15 protein-coding genes are annotated in these 16,655 nt (G+C 74.6%); 8 read left to right on the forward strand and 7 right to left on the reverse strand.

The window, feature by feature from the left end:
- The first annotated feature begins 165 nt into the window (after window positions 1-165).
- The 4 genes from ACFVN3_RS05825 (at window position 166) to ACFVN3_RS05840 (ending at window position 2,121) form a co-directional block, all read left to right on the forward strand.
- Window positions 166-1,038, forward strand: a complete 873-nt coding sequence (locus tag ACFVN3_RS05825) for a GntR family transcriptional regulator (RefSeq protein ID WP_378231561.1) — start codon at window positions 166-168, stop codon at window positions 1,036-1,038.
- Window positions 1,035-1,280, forward strand: coding sequence for a PTS transporter subunit EIIB (locus ACFVN3_RS05830; protein ID WP_024839826.1), 246 nt, complete (start codon window positions 1,035-1,037; stop codon window positions 1,278-1,280). The genes ACFVN3_RS05825 and ACFVN3_RS05830 overlap by 4 nt, the downstream gene beginning before the upstream one ends.
- 146 nt (window positions 1,281-1,426) lie before the next feature.
- Window positions 1,427-1,657, forward strand: a complete 231-nt coding sequence (locus ACFVN3_RS05835) for a PTS transporter subunit EIIB (RefSeq protein WP_053369276.1) — start codon at window positions 1,427-1,429, stop codon at window positions 1,655-1,657.
- Entirely contained in the window at window positions 1,657-2,121 is a 465-nt protein-coding gene (locus ACFVN3_RS05840; RefSeq protein ID WP_047231876.1) for a PTS glucose transporter subunit IIA, read from the forward strand. Before ACFVN3_RS05835 ends, ACFVN3_RS05840 begins: the two co-directional genes overlap by 1 nt.
- A gap of 50 nt (window positions 2,122-2,171) precedes the next feature.
- Here ACFVN3_RS05840 and ACFVN3_RS05845 read toward each other — a convergent pair whose 3' ends face one another.
- Both ACFVN3_RS05845 and ACFVN3_RS05850 read right to left on the reverse strand, forming a co-directional pair.
- Window positions 2,172-4,748, reverse strand: coding sequence for a DUF6493 family protein (locus tag ACFVN3_RS05845; RefSeq protein WP_378231565.1), 2,577 nt, complete (start codon window positions 4,746-4,748; stop codon window positions 2,172-2,174).
- The gene (locus tag ACFVN3_RS05850; protein ID WP_378231567.1) at window positions 4,745-6,133 is read right to left on the reverse strand and encodes an SWIM zinc finger family protein; all 1,389 of its coding nucleotides are present in this window, start codon (window positions 6,131-6,133) and stop codon (window positions 4,745-4,747) included. Before ACFVN3_RS05850 ends, ACFVN3_RS05845 begins: the two co-directional genes overlap by 4 nt.
- An 86-nt stretch (window positions 6,134-6,219) precedes the next feature.
- Between ACFVN3_RS05850 and ACFVN3_RS05855 the strand changes: the two genes are divergently transcribed.
- A complete protein-coding gene (locus tag ACFVN3_RS05855) occupies window positions 6,220-8,832 on the forward strand; it encodes a DUF6493 family protein (RefSeq protein WP_378231569.1) in 2,613 nt (870 codons plus the stop codon).
- Here the strand turns inward: ACFVN3_RS05855 and ACFVN3_RS05860 are convergent.
- The 3 genes from ACFVN3_RS05860 to ACFVN3_RS05870 all read right to left on the reverse strand — a co-directional run bounded on the left by ACFVN3_RS05860 (window position 8,810) and on the right by ACFVN3_RS05870 (window position 11,470).
- Window positions 8,810-10,885: an NHL domain-containing thioredoxin family protein gene (locus ACFVN3_RS05860; RefSeq protein WP_378231571.1), complete on the reverse strand. Its 2,076-nt coding sequence runs from the start codon at window positions 10,883-10,885 to the stop codon at window positions 8,810-8,812. The genes ACFVN3_RS05855 and ACFVN3_RS05860 overlap by 23 nt on opposite strands.
- 24 nt (window positions 10,886-10,909) lie before the next feature.
- A complete protein-coding gene (locus ACFVN3_RS05865) occupies window positions 10,910-11,134 on the reverse strand; it encodes a hypothetical protein (RefSeq protein WP_378231573.1) in 225 nt (74 codons plus the stop codon).
- A gap of 201 nt (window positions 11,135-11,335) precedes the next feature.
- Window positions 11,336-11,470: a hypothetical protein gene (locus ACFVN3_RS05870; protein ID WP_378232076.1), complete on the reverse strand. Its 135-nt coding sequence runs from the start codon at window positions 11,468-11,470 to the stop codon at window positions 11,336-11,338.
- Window positions 11,471-11,577: 107 nt separating this feature from the next.
- On the opposite strand from ACFVN3_RS05870, the gene ACFVN3_RS05875 reads away from it, so the two are divergent.
- From ACFVN3_RS05875 to ACFVN3_RS05885, 3 genes are read left to right on the forward strand one after another with little or no spacing between them, the layout of a single operon-like run.
- Window positions 11,578-11,796, forward strand: a complete 219-nt coding sequence (locus tag ACFVN3_RS05875) for a heavy-metal-associated domain-containing protein (protein WP_378231575.1) — start codon at window positions 11,578-11,580, stop codon at window positions 11,794-11,796.
- Window positions 11,793-12,755: a heavy-metal-associated domain-containing protein gene (locus ACFVN3_RS05880; RefSeq protein ID WP_378231577.1), complete on the forward strand. Its 963-nt coding sequence runs from the start codon at window positions 11,793-11,795 to the stop codon at window positions 12,753-12,755. The genes ACFVN3_RS05875 and ACFVN3_RS05880 overlap by 4 nt, the downstream gene beginning before the upstream one ends.
- Window positions 12,756-12,805: 50 nt before the next feature.
- Window positions 12,806-15,124: a heavy metal translocating P-type ATPase gene (locus ACFVN3_RS05885; protein ID WP_378231579.1), complete on the forward strand. Its 2,319-nt coding sequence runs from the start codon at window positions 12,806-12,808 to the stop codon at window positions 15,122-15,124.
- An 82-nt stretch (window positions 15,125-15,206) separates the two neighbouring features.
- Here the strand turns inward: ACFVN3_RS05885 and ACFVN3_RS05890 are convergent, their stop codons facing one another.
- Window positions 15,207-15,467 carry a hypothetical protein gene (locus tag ACFVN3_RS05890; protein WP_378231581.1) on the reverse strand — a complete coding sequence of 87 codons (261 nt, stop codon included), beginning with the start codon at window positions 15,465-15,467 and terminating at the stop codon, window positions 15,207-15,209.
- A gap of 76 nt (window positions 15,468-15,543) precedes the next feature.
- A complete protein-coding gene (locus ACFVN3_RS05895) occupies window positions 15,544-16,632 on the reverse strand; it encodes a hypothetical protein (protein ID WP_378231583.1) in 1,089 nt (362 codons plus the stop codon).
- Window positions 16,633-16,655: the final 23 nt, after the last annotated feature.

Raw genomic sequence — 16,655 nt, forward strand, 5'->3', positions numbered from 1 at the left:
GACCCGGGACACACGGACAGGTCCGCGACCCGCGTCGGCGCAGGTCGCAGGGCGGACAATTGCCCCGTGGAGATCGAGGCACCGACGCAGGGTCGCCCGCCCGGACCAGGGACGGACGCTGGCACGGACACGGGACCGACGGCAGGAAAGGGACGCGGCACGACGATGAGCAGGTCACGATCGCAGGCGAGCGAGCACAAGTACCTCACGGTGCGCGCCTACCTCGCCGACCTCGTGGCGAGCGAGCTCTCCGTCGGCGACGCGGTGCCGTCCGAGCGCAGCCTGACCGAGAAGTTCGGCGTCTCCCGCATGACCGTGCGCCAGGCGATCGACGCGCTCGTCACCGAGGGCGTGCTCGAGCGCTCGCAGGGCCGCGGGACGTTCGTCGCCCCGCCCCGCGCGGACTTCGAGATGCGCCTCACGACGTTCGGCGAGGAGGCGCGACGCCGCGGCATGGAGCCGGGCACCGACGTGCTCGAGGTCGGCACGGCGCCCGCGCCGGCGTCGGTCGCCGAGTCGCTCGGGCGCGCGACGGGCGACCCCATGCACCACGTGGTGCGCCTGCGCTCCGCCGACGGCTCGCCCATGAGCGTCGAGGAGGCGTGGATCCCCGTCGACCTCGCCCCCGACCTGCTCGACGACGGCGTCCCCGAGAGCCTGTACGGCGCCCTGCGCGAGCGCGGCCTGGCCCCGACGTGGGGCGAGGACACGATCACCGCCTCCGACGCGACGGTCCAGGAGCAGAAGCTCCTCGGGCTGCGCGCGTCGCGGGCCGTCATGCGCACCGTCCGTCGCACGTTCGCGGGCGACGCGCCGCTCATGTACTCGCGGTCCAGCTACCGCGGCGACCGGTACAGCGTGTTCGTCCCGCTGCGCGAGGCGCGCCCGACGCTCGTGCCGCGCACCGGCGGCTCCCCGGCGTCGACCACCGCCCCTGCGGACCCGGCCGCCGCGGCGGCCACCACCGACCCGACGCCCACCGACCACCTCGACCCCGTGCCAGTGCCGGCCCGGGCGACCGAAGGGAACGACCGATGACACAGTCCGACGCAGAGCGCGCCGCGACGATCCTCGCCGGCCTCGGCGGGGTGGCCAACATCGACGAGATCGACCCGTGCACCACCCGGCTGAGATCGCTCGTCAAGGACCCCGCGCTCGTCGACGCCGCGCTCCTGCGGCGCGCCGGGGCGTTCGGCGTCATGGTGAACGGCCGGGTCGTCCAGGTCGTCGTCGGCCCGCAGGTCGACACGATCGCGTCCGACCTCGCCGATCTCATGTGAGGCCCGGCACCACCGCAGCACCACCGCCGTCGCACCACGCCGACGACGGCGTCCCGACCCGCGCGCCCCGCGCACCCCGACCGGCACGGCAGCCGGCCGGGACACCTGACCCGGCCCCGGCCGGAGCACGACCACGAGGAGCACCCGTGAGCAAGGCAGAGCAGATTCTCCGAGGCCTCGGCGGCGACGCGAACGTCGTCGACCTGGAGGCGTGCATCACGCGCCTGCGCGTCGAGGTCGAGGACCCGGCGCTCGTCGACGACGCCACGCTGACCGCCGCCGGGGCGATCGCCGTCGTGCGCTCGGGTGCCGCGATCCAGGTCATCGTCGGCCCCGAGGCCGACAACATCGCCTCCGACATCGAGGACCTGCGCTGATGGCCGCGCCGCTCACGGTGCTCGTGCCCGTCACGGGCACGGTCATCGACGTCGCCGACGTCGACGACCCCGTCTTCTCGGCGGGCCTCGTCGGGCCGGGGCTCGCCGTCGAGCCCGACGACGCGCAGGGCGGCGAGGCCGTCGCGCCCATCACGGGCACGGTCGTCAAGCTCCACCCGCACGCGTTCGTCGTCCAGCACGACGACGGCCGCGCCGTCCTCGTCCACCTCGGCATCAACACCGTCCAGCTCGGCGGCGAGGGCTTCACCACGCACGTCGCGCAGGGCGACCACGTCGAGCGCGGCACCGTCCTCGTCTCGTGGGACCCGAAGGCCGTCCGTGCCGGAGGCCGCTCGGCCGTGTGCCCGGTGGTGGCGCTGGAGGCCGCCCCGGATGACGTGACCTCGCTCGCCGAGGTGGGCGCGTGGGCCGCCCACGGCGAGGAGCTCCTCACCTGGGGCTGACGCCGCCGCGCCGCGCCGAACCCGGGGTCGTTCCCCACGAGCGACCCTCGCTAGGGAGCAGTCCCGGGTTCGACGGCGTCACGAGCCACAGAGCGGGATGTGGGGCCTGAGCGGGTCTGCCGCTGCACGGAGGCCTCGTCTCGGGGCACTCTCCGGCACTCCTGGGCAAGGACGCTCCGGGAACGCCCGACGGCAAGTGCGGCCAGTTCCTCGGGCAACGAGGCCGTGCGAGCGGTCGCCAGCGCCGAGTCGGCCAGCGCCGCGACGAACCGATGGGTGTCCGGGCGCCGATCGAGCTCTGGCAGGACGGTCTCGACCGCGTCGACCACGGCGTCGGCCGCTCGCGCGTGGCTGCGGCCGACGTCCTGGAGCGCCCGCCCCACCCGGCCCGCGACGACGATGCCTGAGGTCACGTGCCGTCCGATCTCGCGCCCCAGCTCGACGCCGTCCAGCCCGCCCGTCGCCGCGAGGTCGGCCACGGCGTCGACGGCGGCGAGACGTCCCGCCGGGTCCTTCGCCGACATGCCCAGCACGAGCGCGGAGGTGACGACCGGGCCCGTGCGCGACGCCCTCCCGAGCGCCGCGAGCACCGGAGCGGGGAACCTCCTGGACCGCACGGCCCGGAGCAGCGGTGCGTGGCCGTGCGCCGCGAGGATGTCGGGGTGGTGGGGAACCATGGACGGCCACGCGTGGGTGCACAGGGTCGGGGTCTCGGCCGGGTACTGCCGCGGGTGCTCGCGGCCCACGAGAAGCGCGTCGAGGGCGTCGGCCCCGCGTTGCCGGGCGTCCGGTCCGGAGACGTCGCGCCACGAGACGATCGTGGCCTGCGGGCCGTCGAGGGCGTCGACCGGCACCTCGAGCTCTGCAGACTCCCACCGGGGGACGTGTGCACGCAGGCGCGCGACGTCGTGCGCGAGCGCCGCGCCAGACGGGTGCTGCGGCAAGGCGGCGAGGTCACCCGGATCCCGGAACCGGAACGCCGCCAGCGCGGTGTCGAACGGCAACGGTTTCGCGTCCCCCGGGGTCCGCGCGAGGCGGTCCAGCACCGACGCGACGTCGACGGCCCCGTCCTCCGTCGCGGGGAACGCGACCAGCGGACGGCCCGGCGCACCGCTCGCGGCGTGGACCGCGACCTCGCGGACTCGGGTCGACCACCACACGCCGAGCGAGTCTCCGGGCCGCACCCGCGGCAGCACGAAGGATGGCCCCGGACGCCACGGGTACGGCACGACGAGCCAGTCCCGGTAACGCGGCTGCTCCGGTGGTCGCGCTCGACGGAGCCAGGCGAGGACGAGCGCAGCGACGTCGGCACCGGGGGCGCATCCCTGCCACGGCCCGGGCCAGGACTCTTCCAGGATCGACTCGGCGCGGGCGGCGAGAGCCTCCGCGCCGGCGGGTCGCGCGGTACCGGCCAGGCGCGCGACGCCATCGAGCACGCGCTCCAGAGTGACGATCTCGCACGGCTCCTCGAGCGCACGCGCTGCCGCCTCCACCAGCTCTTCGGGGTCCTCGACCGGGGACACGCGCCGAGCGACCGGCAGCGGCATCTCCCCGAGCGGCTGCTCGAGCACCTGCACCCGTACCGGCTCCGCGGTGCCACCCTCGAGAAGCCCCCGGACCCGGTCGGCGTATTCCGGGCGCGCCCGCGCGACCTTCGACAGGAGCGTGCGCTGCGCCTGGGCGACGCCCTTCGTCCGGTGCTCCAGCGCCGCGTGGCTCATCTCCAGCAGCGCGTCGACGTCGAGACCGGCGTCGACGAGGCGGCCGAGCGCGCGCTGTGCCAGCCTCACCACCACGGCCACCTCGCTCGCGAGTCCCCGAAGGTAGCGTGCCTGCTGCGCGGCGACCTCGTCGTCGGTCACGGAGAGGGCGTCGTGCAGCCCCACGAACCACCGCAGGTCCACGGCTGCACGGTCGGAGAGACACGCGTCGAGCACCGCGTCCAGCAGCCGCGTACGGTCGACCGACGGTGACCCGTCGGGCTCCCCGTCGGGCACCTGGAGCACGACGAGCGCGTGCTGCCACGTGCGCTCGTGATGCGTGGTGGAGGAGTCGGCCCAGGCGAGCCGACGCCCGAGGGATTCCTCCGCGAGCACGTCCCACAGCTCACGGTCGAGGAGCGCCGGATCGTCGCGGAGCAGTCCGAGCACACCGCCGCGCAGCTCCCCACCGGCCGTCACCAGGGTCTCCAGGTACCCGGTGCCGGAGGGTCGGTCGCACGATCCAGCGCGGACGAGGGCGCGGGTCAGCGCCCAGAGGTCGTGCGCAGTGTCCGAGTCCGTCGCGGCCTGCGCGAACGAGCCGAGCCACGACGGCGAGCGGTCCGTCAGCACCCGGACGGCGAGGTCGACGTCGGCCTGCTCGGCACGGAGCCGCCAGACGTTCGTCATGACCTGCCGCACGCTCGTCGCACAGCCCAGGAGGGCGAGGAACGTCGCGCGGTGCTCCAGCGTCGCGCGCTCCACCTCGTTCCGGTCGAGATCGGCCAGCAGACCCCGACCCAGCCGCGCACGGTCCTGCTCGGTCAGCGGGGCGAGGAAGGCCACCACGTCCTCCGCGGGCACCCGCCCGGTGATCCGGGCGCGCAGGTCCTCGTACTCGACCGACGCGACCATGTGACTGGTCATGAAGCCCCCGCTGTCCGGGCCGCGAGCACGTGCTTGCACGGACCGCGCGAGTCGCGGTGCTTCGCGAACCACGGGCACGTGCACCGGTCGCCCGCAGGACCGAGCCGTACGACGTATTCGACGTCGCCGCTGCGCACGTGCGCCGTGCGCTCGCCGGCGCCAGAGCGCGTGGTGCCACTCTCGACCCACCGGACCGCCCCGTCCGCGACCAGCGCCCGGGCGCCGAGAAGACGAGGGTGCATCCGGTCGATCGCGTCGCGGTCGTAGGGGAGCTCGCGGTGGAAGTACGCGCCCTCGGCCGCGTCGAACCCGACCCGGCCGGCCGCACCCAGCCGCGACAGCGCGCGGCGGACCCGGTCGACGTCCACGTCGGCCTCGCGCGCCAACCGGTCGACGTCGACGACCGGCTCGAATGCGAGCAGCGCGGCGACGAGGTCCGCGTCGTCGACGGCCGCGCCGTCCGCGAGGTCCGCGAGCACCCCGCCTTCTCCGGAGAACCCCCGAGGCCGGTCGGGGCTCAGGACGAGCACGAAGCGTGCGTCCTCGAGCTCCACCTCCCACAGGCTCGCGGTGGGCTCCGGGCCGCCGCTGGCGCCCGTGTACACGCGCAGCCCGCGGGCGAACCGCAGCAACGGCTCGATCGCCCGCAACCGCTCGACACCGGAGATCCCCACGCTCGGCCCCGAGGGTCGGCTCGCGAGCCGAAGCCCTGACGCGACCCTCGTGACCCACAACGTCCCGCGCGTCGGCGTCCTCGGGAGCGTGCGCAGGAAGCGGCGGGCCTCGGCCGCTGGCACGTCGATCGCGAGCTCCATGGCGGCTGCCGCCACCTGCGCCTCCGCGAAACCGCGCAGCCATCGTTCCGGGAGCGGCACCCGTCTCTCGATGACCGTCCGGTCCAGCGTCGAGACGACGACGTCCTCCCCGACCGCGAGGTGCAGCGGGTCGCGGGCACCGACGCGCACGAGCGCCTCCCGGACGGGCGGGTTGAAGTCCACGTTCGTGGTTCCCGTCGCGAGCGCCGGGCCGTCCAGGCTGCCCGGGAGCAGGTCGAGCCGCGCGGACACGCCGCAGCACGCGGAGAAGCTCTCGAACCGCAGCCGGTCGCCGTTGCTCGTGACGACGGGGTCAGCGGCCCGGATCGCGGCGGCCACCATGCCGGGCGGGGAGTAGTAGCGCGTGCGGGCCACGCGCGCGACGGCGAGCAGCGCGACCGCGTTCTGCTCGGGGTGCCCGAGGAAGCCGTCGAAGAAGACCGGGTGCTCGGTCCACCCTGACGACGAGACGCCCCCGCTCGTCGACAGCAGGAGCTCGTTGCCGACCCCTCCCGGGCGCAGCAGCGACGGCCGCGGGTACGTCAGCGTCTGCTCCGTCGCGATGGACATGGCGGCAGCGTAGGGGCACCGGCCGACATGGTCGTCGCAACGGTCACCCGGGCCCCCAGCGGCACGACGACGTCCGTCGACGACAGATGTCGGCGCGCCGTGCGATCCTCCTCACCATGTACGCCGCCGTGCCCTTCTCGCGCCTTGACGGCGTCGCTCGCGCCGACGTGCTCGGACTCCTCCGCGAGCGCGGCGGTGCTGCTCGCTCGGAGCCCGTCGACCGCGACTGGGAGCGCGCCATGAACACGTGGCGCGCGGTCGGCGACGCGCTCGAGATGCTGGCCGACGGCCGGCGTCCGGCGACGCCGTCGGACAACCCGCCTCGATGGCTCGAGAGTGCCGTGCGCTGGCGCCTCGGAGAGATGGCCGAGACGTTGCTCTCGGCTCCTGAGTTCCTCACGATCCGCACGCTCGAACGACTCGAAGTCGTCTCGCTCGTGCCGGACTCCGACTACGTGCTCGCGTTCGTCGGCGGCTTGAGCGCTTGGAGTGCTGACGGCAGGCTCCAGGCACGCGCCCTGCGCGAGGACCCGGCGATGCTCGATCGGTGCTTCTGGCCGATGTTCACCGTGGAGGGTGGCGGGCAGGTCAGCCTGACGAACGCCGACAAGTACGGCGGCGGGTCGTGGTGCGCCACGGTCGTCGAGCTCGTGGACGACGGCACGGTCGACCGCGGGCGGGTGCTCGACTCGTGCCTCGATGCGCTCGTGAGCGACCTCGGCGCGTACCAGGCCGGGTGGTTCTCGCGCACGTTGACCGCCCTGCTCCCCACGCCGGACGAGCTCGCGGCCCGGCAGGCTGCGCTGCTCGCGGTCGCCCGGTCGACCGTTCCGGCATCGGTGACGTTCGCCGTCGACCGGCTACGTGACGTCGAGAAGGCGGGGATCCTCGACGACCGGAGCGTCGCCGCCGGCCTGGGCGCGGTGTTCGCTACGGCCGGCAAGGGCACCGCGACGAAGGCCGTCCGGCTCCTCGAGACCCTCGCCGCCCGCCTTCCCGAGGACCCGGCCGTCGTCGACACGGCGGTCCGCGCGCTGGACCAGCCGCACGTGGACGTGCAGGCACGCGCGCTCGACGTCCTGGAACGAGCCGTGGCGCTCGACCGCGCGCTCGGAGCACCGGTCCATCCGACCCTCGCCGCCCGCGTCTCGCCACCGCCCGCTGCCCTCGACCCGTCGCCCGCCGATCCTCCGGAGTGGTCGCTGCCGTCCCTCCGCCTGCCCGGCCCGGTCTCCGCCGACGAGCTGCTGGAGCGCACGGCAGCGCTGCTCGAGGACGCATCGGACCCGCTCGAGGTGGAGCAGGTCCTCGCGGCTCTTTCCGCCGTCGGTGATGCGTCGGTCCTCGCACCCCTCGCGCGGCGGGCCCGCACGGTGGCCGAACGAGACAGGCAGGGTGGCGAGTGGGGATCTCCGGTCGCCGCGGCCGTCGCGGAGCTGGTTCTCACGGCGTGCGGAATTCCGCTCCCGCCGGACCCGTACGGCGTCGCGCCTCCCGTGGAGACCGGGTTCCTCCGCGCTCGACTCGCCGAGATCGGCTCGACGATGACCGGCGGCACTCCGAGGTCCCCGTTGCTCGCCACGCCGACCTCGGGTCCGTGGGTCGCTCCGGACGTCCTCGTCGCCCGGCTGCTCGCCACGCTGCGCGCACCGGCATCACCGAGGCACCACGACCTGGTGGGCGCCCTGCTGCGCCTCCACGCCGACGGGCGTCCGTCGGCGCTCGGCGCCTGGCGAGCGGCAGGTATCTCTGCCGACCCGGCACTCTCCCGGGTCGTCGTGCACGCACTCGGCGGGCCGCCGCCGTCGAGCGACGACGTCCGGCGCGACATCGAGGGCGGTCTCGCCGCGTGGTGGGTCGCGGCGGCACGAGCAAGAGACCCGCTCGGCATCGATCCCGTGCTGGTCGAGGCCGGCCTGGGAACGACCGGTCGCGGCCTGCCGGTCACCGCGAGCGTCCGACCGCGCGCCGAGCACTCGTACGGACAGACGCACTGGCGGTTCACCGTCGCCGTCCCCCGCGAGTCGCCGTACGCGACGACGTACACCGAACCGCCGGCGGTGACGAGCCGCACGATCCGGCACTACGAGACCGACCATCTCGCAGACTGGCACGCGTGGGCGGCGACGACGTTCCCGCACGACGCCGAGCACTTCCTGGTGGCCGGCGTGCGCTCGGTGCTCGACGCGTCGCTGACGTGGTCCACCCGCGAGCCGGACGTCCCGATCGTCCTCGACGCCCTGCTCACCCATCCGGGACGCACCGGCGCCCTTGCCGCATCGACGGTCGCGGCGGGTCTCGCGGCGCGCGAGCAGACCGACCGCATCCGCGCGGCGGACGTGTTCGCCGCCCTCGTCGTCCCCGGACGCGTCGGCACGACCGAGCTCGCCGACGCGATGGCCCTGCTCGCCCCGGCCGCGACCGTGACGCGCTGGGGACCCTCGCTCGGCGACGCGGCCGAGGTGGGCCCGGGGGCGCGCGCGGCGGTCGTCGACGTGCTCGTGCGGCTCCTCCCCCGGCTCGATCGCGGCACGCGCGGCCTCTCCTCCCTCCTCGACCGCCTCGAGGAGGAGTCCGCGCGCGTCGGCCGCGCCGTCGTCGAGGACGGCACGTTCCGCGACTGGGCAGCGAGGTTCACCGGGTCGTCGCGGGCCGCGCGGACGGCGCGGCGACTCGTCAGCCCCGCAGCGGGAGCGTGAGCTGCGGGACGTCGCCCGGCTCGCCGCGGTCGACGACCCGCACCGGGACTCCCCAGTCCTGCTGGGCGAGGTGGCACGCGGGGAACACATCGGGGTCGGGCTCGCCGTCCGGGCCCAGCGGCACGACGTCGCACGACGCCGCCCGCGCGGTCACGTGCAGCACGCCCTCGCGGATCTCGGGGTTGATCACCAGGTCGCGTCCGAGCTCGACGCCGGTCCCGCCCCCGGACAGCAGCAGCTCGGGCGGCGTCGCGCTCACGCGCAGCTCCGTCGACGGTCCGAACCTGTCGTCGAGCTTCTGGCCCGGCGCCGGGACGAACGGGACGTCGAGCCACAGCGGCCCGGCCTCGATGTCGGTGACGGGCCGCTGGGTACGGTGCGCGCCGCCGTCGAGCACCTCGCCCGCGAGCGAGGCGGGCAGCGCGACGCGCGTGAGCCGGTGCGCCGCGGACTCGACCACGAGCAGGTGGACCTGCGGCTCGCCGTCCGGGCCCTCGCCCACCTGCACGACGACGCCGCTCGGCTCGGCGAGGCCCGTCGCCAGGGTCGTGACCTCGCCGGCGAGGCGCGTGTCCGCGCCGACTCCCGCAGCGTCGTCCCCGACGCTCCCGGCGTCACCGGCCGCCGGCGCGAACCGGCGGAGCGCGCCGTCGTAGGTGTCCGCGACGACGACGCTCCCGTCCGGCAGCGTCGCGACGCCGAGCGGGTGCTGCATGAGCGCCTGCTCGGCCGGACCGTCGCGGTGGCCGAAGTCGAACAGGCCCTGCCCCACGGCGGTCCGGACCTCGACACCCTCGGGCACGACGGCGACGCCCCCGCCCAGCCCGGTCACACGACGCAGGGCCGACGTCTCGGAGTCCGCGACCCACATCGCGCCGTCCACCGCGACGGCCAGCCCGGACGGCTGGGCGAACCACGCCGACGCACCCGGCCCGTCCTCCAGGCCCTCGTTCATCGTCCCCGCCAGCAGACCGAGCTTCCACCAGTCGAAAGCCCAGAGCGTGTGGTGGCCCGCCATCGCGACGACGAAGCCGCCCAGCTCGTCGGACCAGGCGACGTCCCACGGTGACGACAGCTTCACGTCGAGCGGGACGTAGGTGGCCAAGGCATCGAACGGCCCGAGGCGGCGGGCGCCGCCCTCGTCCGCCAGGACGACGTTCTCCACGCCGCCGACCATGAACTGCTCGCCCGTCCCCGCGACGGTCGTCACCCGGCCGTCGGCGAGGCGCACGCCGCGCAGCGCGTGGTTGGCCGTGTCCGCCACGAGGACGTCGAACCCGTACGCCTCACGCTCCTGCTCGGGGACGAGGCACAGCCCGTTGGGCTCGGCGAACCGCGCGTCGTCGGGGCCGCCGTCGGCGAGGCCGCGCTCGCCGGACCCGATGCGCCGGACGAGCGTCTCGCCGTCGGGCAGGAGCTCAGCGAGCGAGTGGTGCCCGGCGTCGGCGACCAGGAGGTTCCCACCGGGCAGCTCGATGGCCTTCGCGGGGAAGCGAAGCGTGCCCGACGACGGTGCGGGCGGCACGTACGGGCCATCGCCCCGGTGGAGCGTGCCCTTGGCGTCGTGCTCCGCGACGAGCTCGTCGACGAGGGCGGCGATCGCGGACGCGTGGCCCTCCCCTGCCATCTGCGCGACGACGTAGCCCTCGGGGTCGACGACGACGAGCGTCGGCCAGGCGCGCGCGGCGTACGCGGACCACGTGACGAGCTCGGGGTCGTCGAGCACGGGGTGGTGCACCTCGTACCGCTCGACCGCGGCCGCGAGCGCCGCCGGGTCCGCCTCGTGCTCGAACTTGGGCGAGTGCACCCCGACGATGACCAGCACGTCGCGGTGCGCCTCCTCGAGCTCGCGCAGCTCGTCGAGGACGTGCAGGCAGTTGACACAGCAGAACGTCCAGAAATCCAACAGAACCGCACGGCCCCGTAGGTCAGCCAGCGAGAGCTGCATCCCCCCGGTGTTCAACCAGCCACGACCAACCAGCTCGGACGCGCGGACGCGAGGTAGGCGGGCGCCGACGTTGAGGGCGGACGAAGTCGGGTCAGGAGGATTCACAGTGATAGTCAACCTCACAGGAGTTCAGTGCAGGATCCATCGCACGATCGTCCACAAGCCCACCAGAGCTGCTCCGCCCGTCACGACCATGACGGCCCAGAATCCGATCCAGAACAGGAGGCCCGACTTGTCCGTCACAAGTTCCGGCGGCTCGGGCTCCGGGAGCGGCTTCGCGAGCCAGAGCGCCGCGTGCTCCTGGCTGCAGAACGTCCCTCTGGAGTAGTCGACCAGCTCGTCATCGCCAGGCACGACCACCGGCCTTTGGACCTCGAGACCGAACCACTGGTCATCGAACACGAGTTCTCCGCACCAGTCACAGGTGACGTCCGGCTCGGCCCCAGTGGCATCCACCGCACGAGGATAGCGGCGAGCGACGCTCGCGGTCCTGGATCGCTGAAGGGCCAACGGCTCGCGAGGACCCGGGTCCAGGAAAACAGTTGGTGCTTTGGTTCAGAACGCCCAGAAGTCGAGGACCACGATCTTCCCGCGCAGGTCGGCGAGGGTCACGTCCCGGCCGCCGGTGTTGAGCCAGCCGCGCCCGACGAGCTCGGACGCGCGGACGCGGGGAAGTCGCTCGGTGGTCACGCTCCCCATTGTCGCGCGACCTCCGACCCTTGACCCACATACCCCTGGTGGGTATATTCGCCATCGTTCGATACCCCGCCGGGGTATCCGGGACGAGGAGGAGCACGATGAGCATCGTCGAGATCGAGTACCAGGTGACCGGCATGACCTGCGGCCACTGCGAGATGTCGGTGCGCGAGGAGGTCGGGCAGGTGCCCGGCGTCACCGCGATCGACGTCAGCGCGACCGGCGGTCGGCTCGTCGTCACGGCCGACCAGCCCCTCGACGACGCCGCGATCGTGGCCGCCGTCGACGAGGCGGGCTACCAGGCGGTGCGGGTGCCATGAGGGCCCTCGCCCGGATCGGGCTGTACGCCGCGGGGCTCGGCGTCGTGTTCGTCGCCTCCGCCGCGATCGCGGGGGCCGTCGTCCCGGAGGACGCCGTGCCGGACCCCGCCACCTCGCACGCCCCGGAGCAGCACGTCGCCCCGGCCGACGACCCCGAGCAGGAGAGCACGACAGGAGCGGACATGATGCGCGGACTGTCCCTGGAGCAGGACGGGTACACGCTGGGCGCGGTCGAGGCCCCCGGGACCGTGGGCGAGACCGGAGAGCTGGCCTTCACCCTCGCCGACCCGGCGGGCGAGCCCGTCACGGAGTTCGACGTCTCGCACGAGCAGCGGCTCCACCTCATCGTCGTGCGCTCCGACGGCGCGCACTTCCGCCACGTCCACCCCGTGATGGACGCGGACGGGCGCTGGTCGCTGCCCTGGACCTGGGACGCCGCCGGGACCTACCGCGTCTACGCCGACGCCGCGCCCAGCGCGGGCGGCGCCGTCACGCTGACCCGCACGGTCGACGTCGCGGGCGACCTCGCCCCGACCCGCGACACCGAGGTGTCCACCGCGACGTCGGTCGACGGCTACGACGTCGCGCTCGACGGGCAGCTCGAGGCCGGGACTGCCTCCCGGCTGACCGTCGAGGTCACCCGCGGCGGGGAGCCCGTTACGACGCTCGAGCCCTACCTCGGTGCCTACGGGCACCTCGTCGCGCTGCGCGACGGCGACCTCGCCTACCTGCACGTGCATCCCGAGGGCGACGAGCCGGAGGCGGGCCAGGTCTCGGGCCCGACCGTGTCGTTCGGCGTCGAGGCGCCCACGCCGGGCCGCTACCTGCTGTACCTCGACTTCCAGGTGGAGGGCCAGGTGCGCACCGCGGCGTTCGTCGTCGAGGCGACGGCCGACGGCGCGCCCGCGCCGGACGACGCCCCCGCTGCCGGTCACGACCCGGCGACGCACGACCACTGACCTGCACCCCCATGCCCGGCAGCACCCTGCCGGGCCGGAAGGAGGACCTCATGACGGCACCGGCCGCCCCGCCACCGGGGACGTTCGTCGAGCTCGAGATCGGCGGGATGACGTGCGCCTCGTGCGCCATGCGGATCGAGAAGAAGCTCAACCGCCTCGACGGCGTCACCGCGACCGTGAACTACGCGACGGAGAAGGCGAAGGTCACCGTCCCGGACGGCGTCGACGCCGCCACGCTCATCGCCGAGGTCGAGAAGACGGGGTACACCGCGCAGCTCCCGCGCGTCGAGGACCCCGAGGTCGCGGCGCCGGACGAGGCGGACGACGCCGACCCCGAGCTCACGTCGCTGCGGCAGCGCCTGGTCGGGGCCGTCGTGCTCTCCGTCCCGGTCATCGCGATGGCGATGGTCCCCGCGTTCCAGTTCACGTACTGGCAGTGGGCCAGCCTCGCGCTCGCCGCGCCCGTCGTCGTGTGGGCGGCCTGGCCGTTCCACCGCGCCGCGTGGACCAACCTGCGCCACGGCGCGGCGACGATGGACACCCTCATCTCCGTGGGGACCAGCGCCGCGTTCCTGTGGTCGCTCTACGCGCTGTTCCTCGGCACCGCGGGCGAGCCGGGCATGACCCACCCGTTCACGCTGTCCGTCGCCCCCACCGACGGCGCCGGGAACATCTACCTGGAGGTCGCGGCCGGGGTCACGACCTTCATCCTCGCCGGGCGTTACTTCGAGAAGCGATCCAAGCGGCAGGCCGGCGCCGCGCTGCGCGCCCTGCTCGAGCTCGGCGCCAAGGACGTGGCGGTGCTGCGCGACGGCGCCGAGACCCGCATCCCGATCTCGGAGCTCGCCGTGGGCGACGAGTTCGTCGTGCGCCCCGGAGAGAAGATCGCCACGGACGGCACCGTCGTCGCCGGCACGTCCGCCGTCGACGCGTCCATGCTCACGGGCGAGTCCGTGCCCGTCGAGGTGGGCGAGGGCGACCCCGTCACCGGCGCGACCGTCAACGCGGGCGGGCGGCTGGTCGTGCGCGCGACGCGCGTCGGCGGCGACACGCAGCTCGCGCAGATGGCCCGGCTCGTCGAGGACGCCCAGTCCGGCAAGGCCCGGGTCCAGCGGCTGGCCGACCGCGTCTCCGCGGTCTTCGTCCCGATCGCCATCGCGGTCGCCGTCGGCACCCTGGGCGCCTGGCTCGGGGCGGGCGCGCCCGCCTCCGCGGCCTTCACGGCCGCCGTCGCGGTGCTCATCATCGCGTGCCCGTGCGCCCTCGGCCTCGCCACCCCGACGGCGCTGCTCGTCGGGACGGGACGCGGCGCGCAGATGGGCGTCCTCATCAAGGGACCCGAGGTGCTGGAGTCCACCCGGACCGTGGACACGGTCGTGCTCGACAAGACGGGGACCGTGACGACGGGCGTCATGACACTGACCGACGTCGTCACCGGAACCGGCGTCGACCGCGCGGAGCTCCTGCGCCTCGCCGGGGCGCTCGAGGACGCGTCCGAGCACCCGGTCGCCCGGGCCGTCGCGCGGGGCGCGGCCCAGGAGGTCGGGACGCTGCCCGTGCCCGAGGACTTCACCAACGTCGAGGGCAAGGGCGTGCAGGGCGTCGTCGACGGGCACGCCGTCCTCGTCGGCCGCGAGTCCCTCCTCGCCGAGTGGGCGCAGCACCTCCCGCGCGAGCTCGCCGACGCCAAGGCCCGCGCCGAGGAGCAGGGCGGCACGGCCGTCGTCGTCGGCTGGGACGGGCGCGCCCGCGGGATCCTCGTGGTGGCCGACGCGGTCAAGCCCACGAGCGCCGAGGCGATCCGCCAGCTCCGCGCGCTCGGCCTCACCCCGGTGCTCCTCACCGGCGACAACGCGACCGTCGCGCGCCGGATCGCGGCCGAGGTCGGCATCGACGAGGTGATCGCCGAGGTCATGCCGCGCGACAAGGTCGACGTCGTCAGCCGGCTCCAGGGCGAGGGCAAGGTCGTCGCGATGGTCGGCGACGGCGTGAACGACGCCGCAGCCCTCGCCCAGGCGGACCTGGGCCTGGCCATGGGGACGGGCACGGACGTCGCGATCGAGGCGGCCGACATCACGCTCGTGCGGGGCGACCTCCGCTCCGCGGCCGACGCGATCCGCCTGTCCCGACGCACCCTGGGCACCATCAGGGTGAACCTGTTCTGGGCCTTCGCCTACAACGTCGCCGCGATCCCGCTCGCCGCGCTCGGCCTGCTCAACCCCATGCTCGCCGGCGCCGCGATGGCGTTCTCCAGCGTCTTCGTCGTGGGCAACAGCCTGCGCCTGCGGTCGTTCCGCAGCCAGGTCACGAGCCCGGACCCGACGCCCACCATCCCGACCGCGCCGACGGCGCAGCTCGCCGGGGTCTGACCGCAGGACCGCCGGGTCCAGACCTCCCGTGCCCGGTGCTGCACCTCCGGTGCGGTGCCGGGCACGCCGCGCGCGGTAGAGCTCAGGAACGCGAGGCGCTCACCTGGCCGACCACGCGCACCTCGACCTCGACGCCGTCGACGGTCTCGGGGACGTCGACCTCGTCGGAGGTCACGTTGACGCGCAGCAGCCAGTCGTCGACGACGTCCTGCGCCCGCGGTCCGCGCACGGGCGCTCCCGACGCGTCGGCGCGCGCGATCCCGACGCCGGTCACGCCGTCAAGGCCTGCCAGCTCGTCGCGGAGCGCGGCCTTGGCCTCGCGGGCTCGTTCGAGGGTCGCCACGGCGAACCACCTCCCGACCTCATTGTGCGCCCGTCGGGGCGTTCGCGGCAGGGCCAGGAGTCCGTGCCGGGCGCCGTCAGGCGAGCAGCGTCGCGCCGAGCCGCTCCAGCACGGTCCCGATCGGGTTGCAGTACGTGAGCCCCGTGCCGTTCGCACCGCCCGTCTCCGACCCGGCGAACAGGAGGCCGAGCGCGACGCCGTCCTCCCGGTACACGAGCGACCCCGAGTCGCCGCCGCGCGAGAACGGCCCGTCGCCCGTCGACTCGACCTCGATCTGGTCGTCGAACCGCAGCGCGCCGAGGCCGTCGCCGTAACCCACCACGACGTCGTCGAGCTCGATGGCCGTGACGCGGCCCGTCGTGACACCGGTGGTCCGGCCGGACTTGCCGACCGCCTCGCCGCCGAGCGCGACCGCCGTCTCCGTGATCCGGCCGACGGGATACTCCGGGTCCACGGCGGGGTCGTCGAGCAGCGCGACGGCGGCGTCGACGGTCTGCGTGACCCCCGCCTCGAGCGGGACGAGCGCGGCGAGGGTCCCGACGCGGTCGTCCGGCGCGCTGCCGCCGTCGGCAGGACCGGGCTGTACGACGACGTCCCCGACCCGGGCGGACGGCGACCCCGCGAGCACGTGCCAGTTCGAGAGCGCATAGACCGACGCGGCGTCCGCGTCCGCGACGGGCGGCTCGCCGAGGCGCACGAACGCGCCGAGCGTCCCGGCGGTGACGTCCACGTGGGCGATCGAGACGCCCGGACGCAGCGGCCGCACCCGGCCGGTCTCCCCGGTCGCGTACGCGGTGACGACCGGCGGGCGCAGGCCGGGACCGCCCTCGCTCCCGCCACCCCTCCCGTCAGGACCGGCGAGCGGGCGGATCCGGCCCGTGCGCCGGACGTCGACCGTGTCCCCTGCCTCCGACGCGACCTTGCGCGCGATGCTGCGCGCGCTCGGCACGCCCAGCCGGTACCGGACCGCGATGGCGTACCCGCCGTCGTCGTGCGGGGCGAGGCCGATCGCGAGGGTGGGCGCGCGCACGACCTCCGCGGCGTCGGGCACGTCGCGCGCCTCGATCGCCGTGTCCGACCTGCCCGGCAGGCCCGACCGCTCCGCGAGCTCGCGCGCGTAGTCCGCGAGCTGCGACTTGATCTCCCGTGCCTTCTGCTGGTCCATCGGTGCACCGTCCCCTCGCCCGA

The sequence above is a fragment of the Cellulosimicrobium sp. NPDC057862 genome, assembly GCF_042797035.1.
GTDB lineage: Bacteria > Actinomycetota > Actinomycetes > Actinomycetales > Cellulomonadaceae > Cellulosimicrobium.

Excerpts from the sequence above, each read along its gene's own strand:
- ACFVN3_RS05885 (WP_378231579.1), top strand. The coding sequence starts at position 12,806 with ATGACGGCACCGGCCGCCCCGCCACCGGGGACGTTCGTCGAGCTCGAG.
- ACFVN3_RS05895 (WP_378231583.1), bottom strand. The coding sequence starts at position 16,632 with ATGGACCAGCAGAAGGCACGGGAGATCAAGTCGCAGCTCGCGGACTAC.
- ACFVN3_RS05880 (WP_378231577.1), top strand. The coding sequence starts at position 11,793 with ATGAGGGCCCTCGCCCGGATCGGGCTGTACGCCGCGGGGCTCGGCGTC.
- ACFVN3_RS05875 (WP_378231575.1), top strand. The coding sequence starts at position 11,578 with ATGAGCATCGTCGAGATCGAGTACCAGGTGACCGGCATGACCTGCGGC.
- ACFVN3_RS05855 (WP_378231569.1), top strand. The coding sequence starts at position 6,220 with ATGTCGGCGCGCCGTGCGATCCTCCTCACCATGTACGCCGCCGTGCCC.
- ACFVN3_RS05840 (WP_047231876.1), top strand. The coding sequence starts at position 1,657 with ATGGCCGCGCCGCTCACGGTGCTCGTGCCCGTCACGGGCACGGTCATC.
- ACFVN3_RS05845 (WP_378231565.1), bottom strand. The coding sequence starts at position 4,748 with ATGACCAGTCACATGGTCGCGTCGGTCGAGTACGAGGACCTGCGCGCC.
- ACFVN3_RS05850 (WP_378231567.1), bottom strand. The coding sequence starts at position 6,133 with ATGTCCATCGCGACGGAGCAGACGCTGACGTACCCGCGGCCGTCGCTG.
- ACFVN3_RS05825 (WP_378231561.1), top strand. The coding sequence starts at position 166 with ATGAGCAGGTCACGATCGCAGGCGAGCGAGCACAAGTACCTCACGGTG.
- ACFVN3_RS05830 (WP_024839826.1), top strand. The coding sequence starts at position 1,035 with ATGACACAGTCCGACGCAGAGCGCGCCGCGACGATCCTCGCCGGCCTC.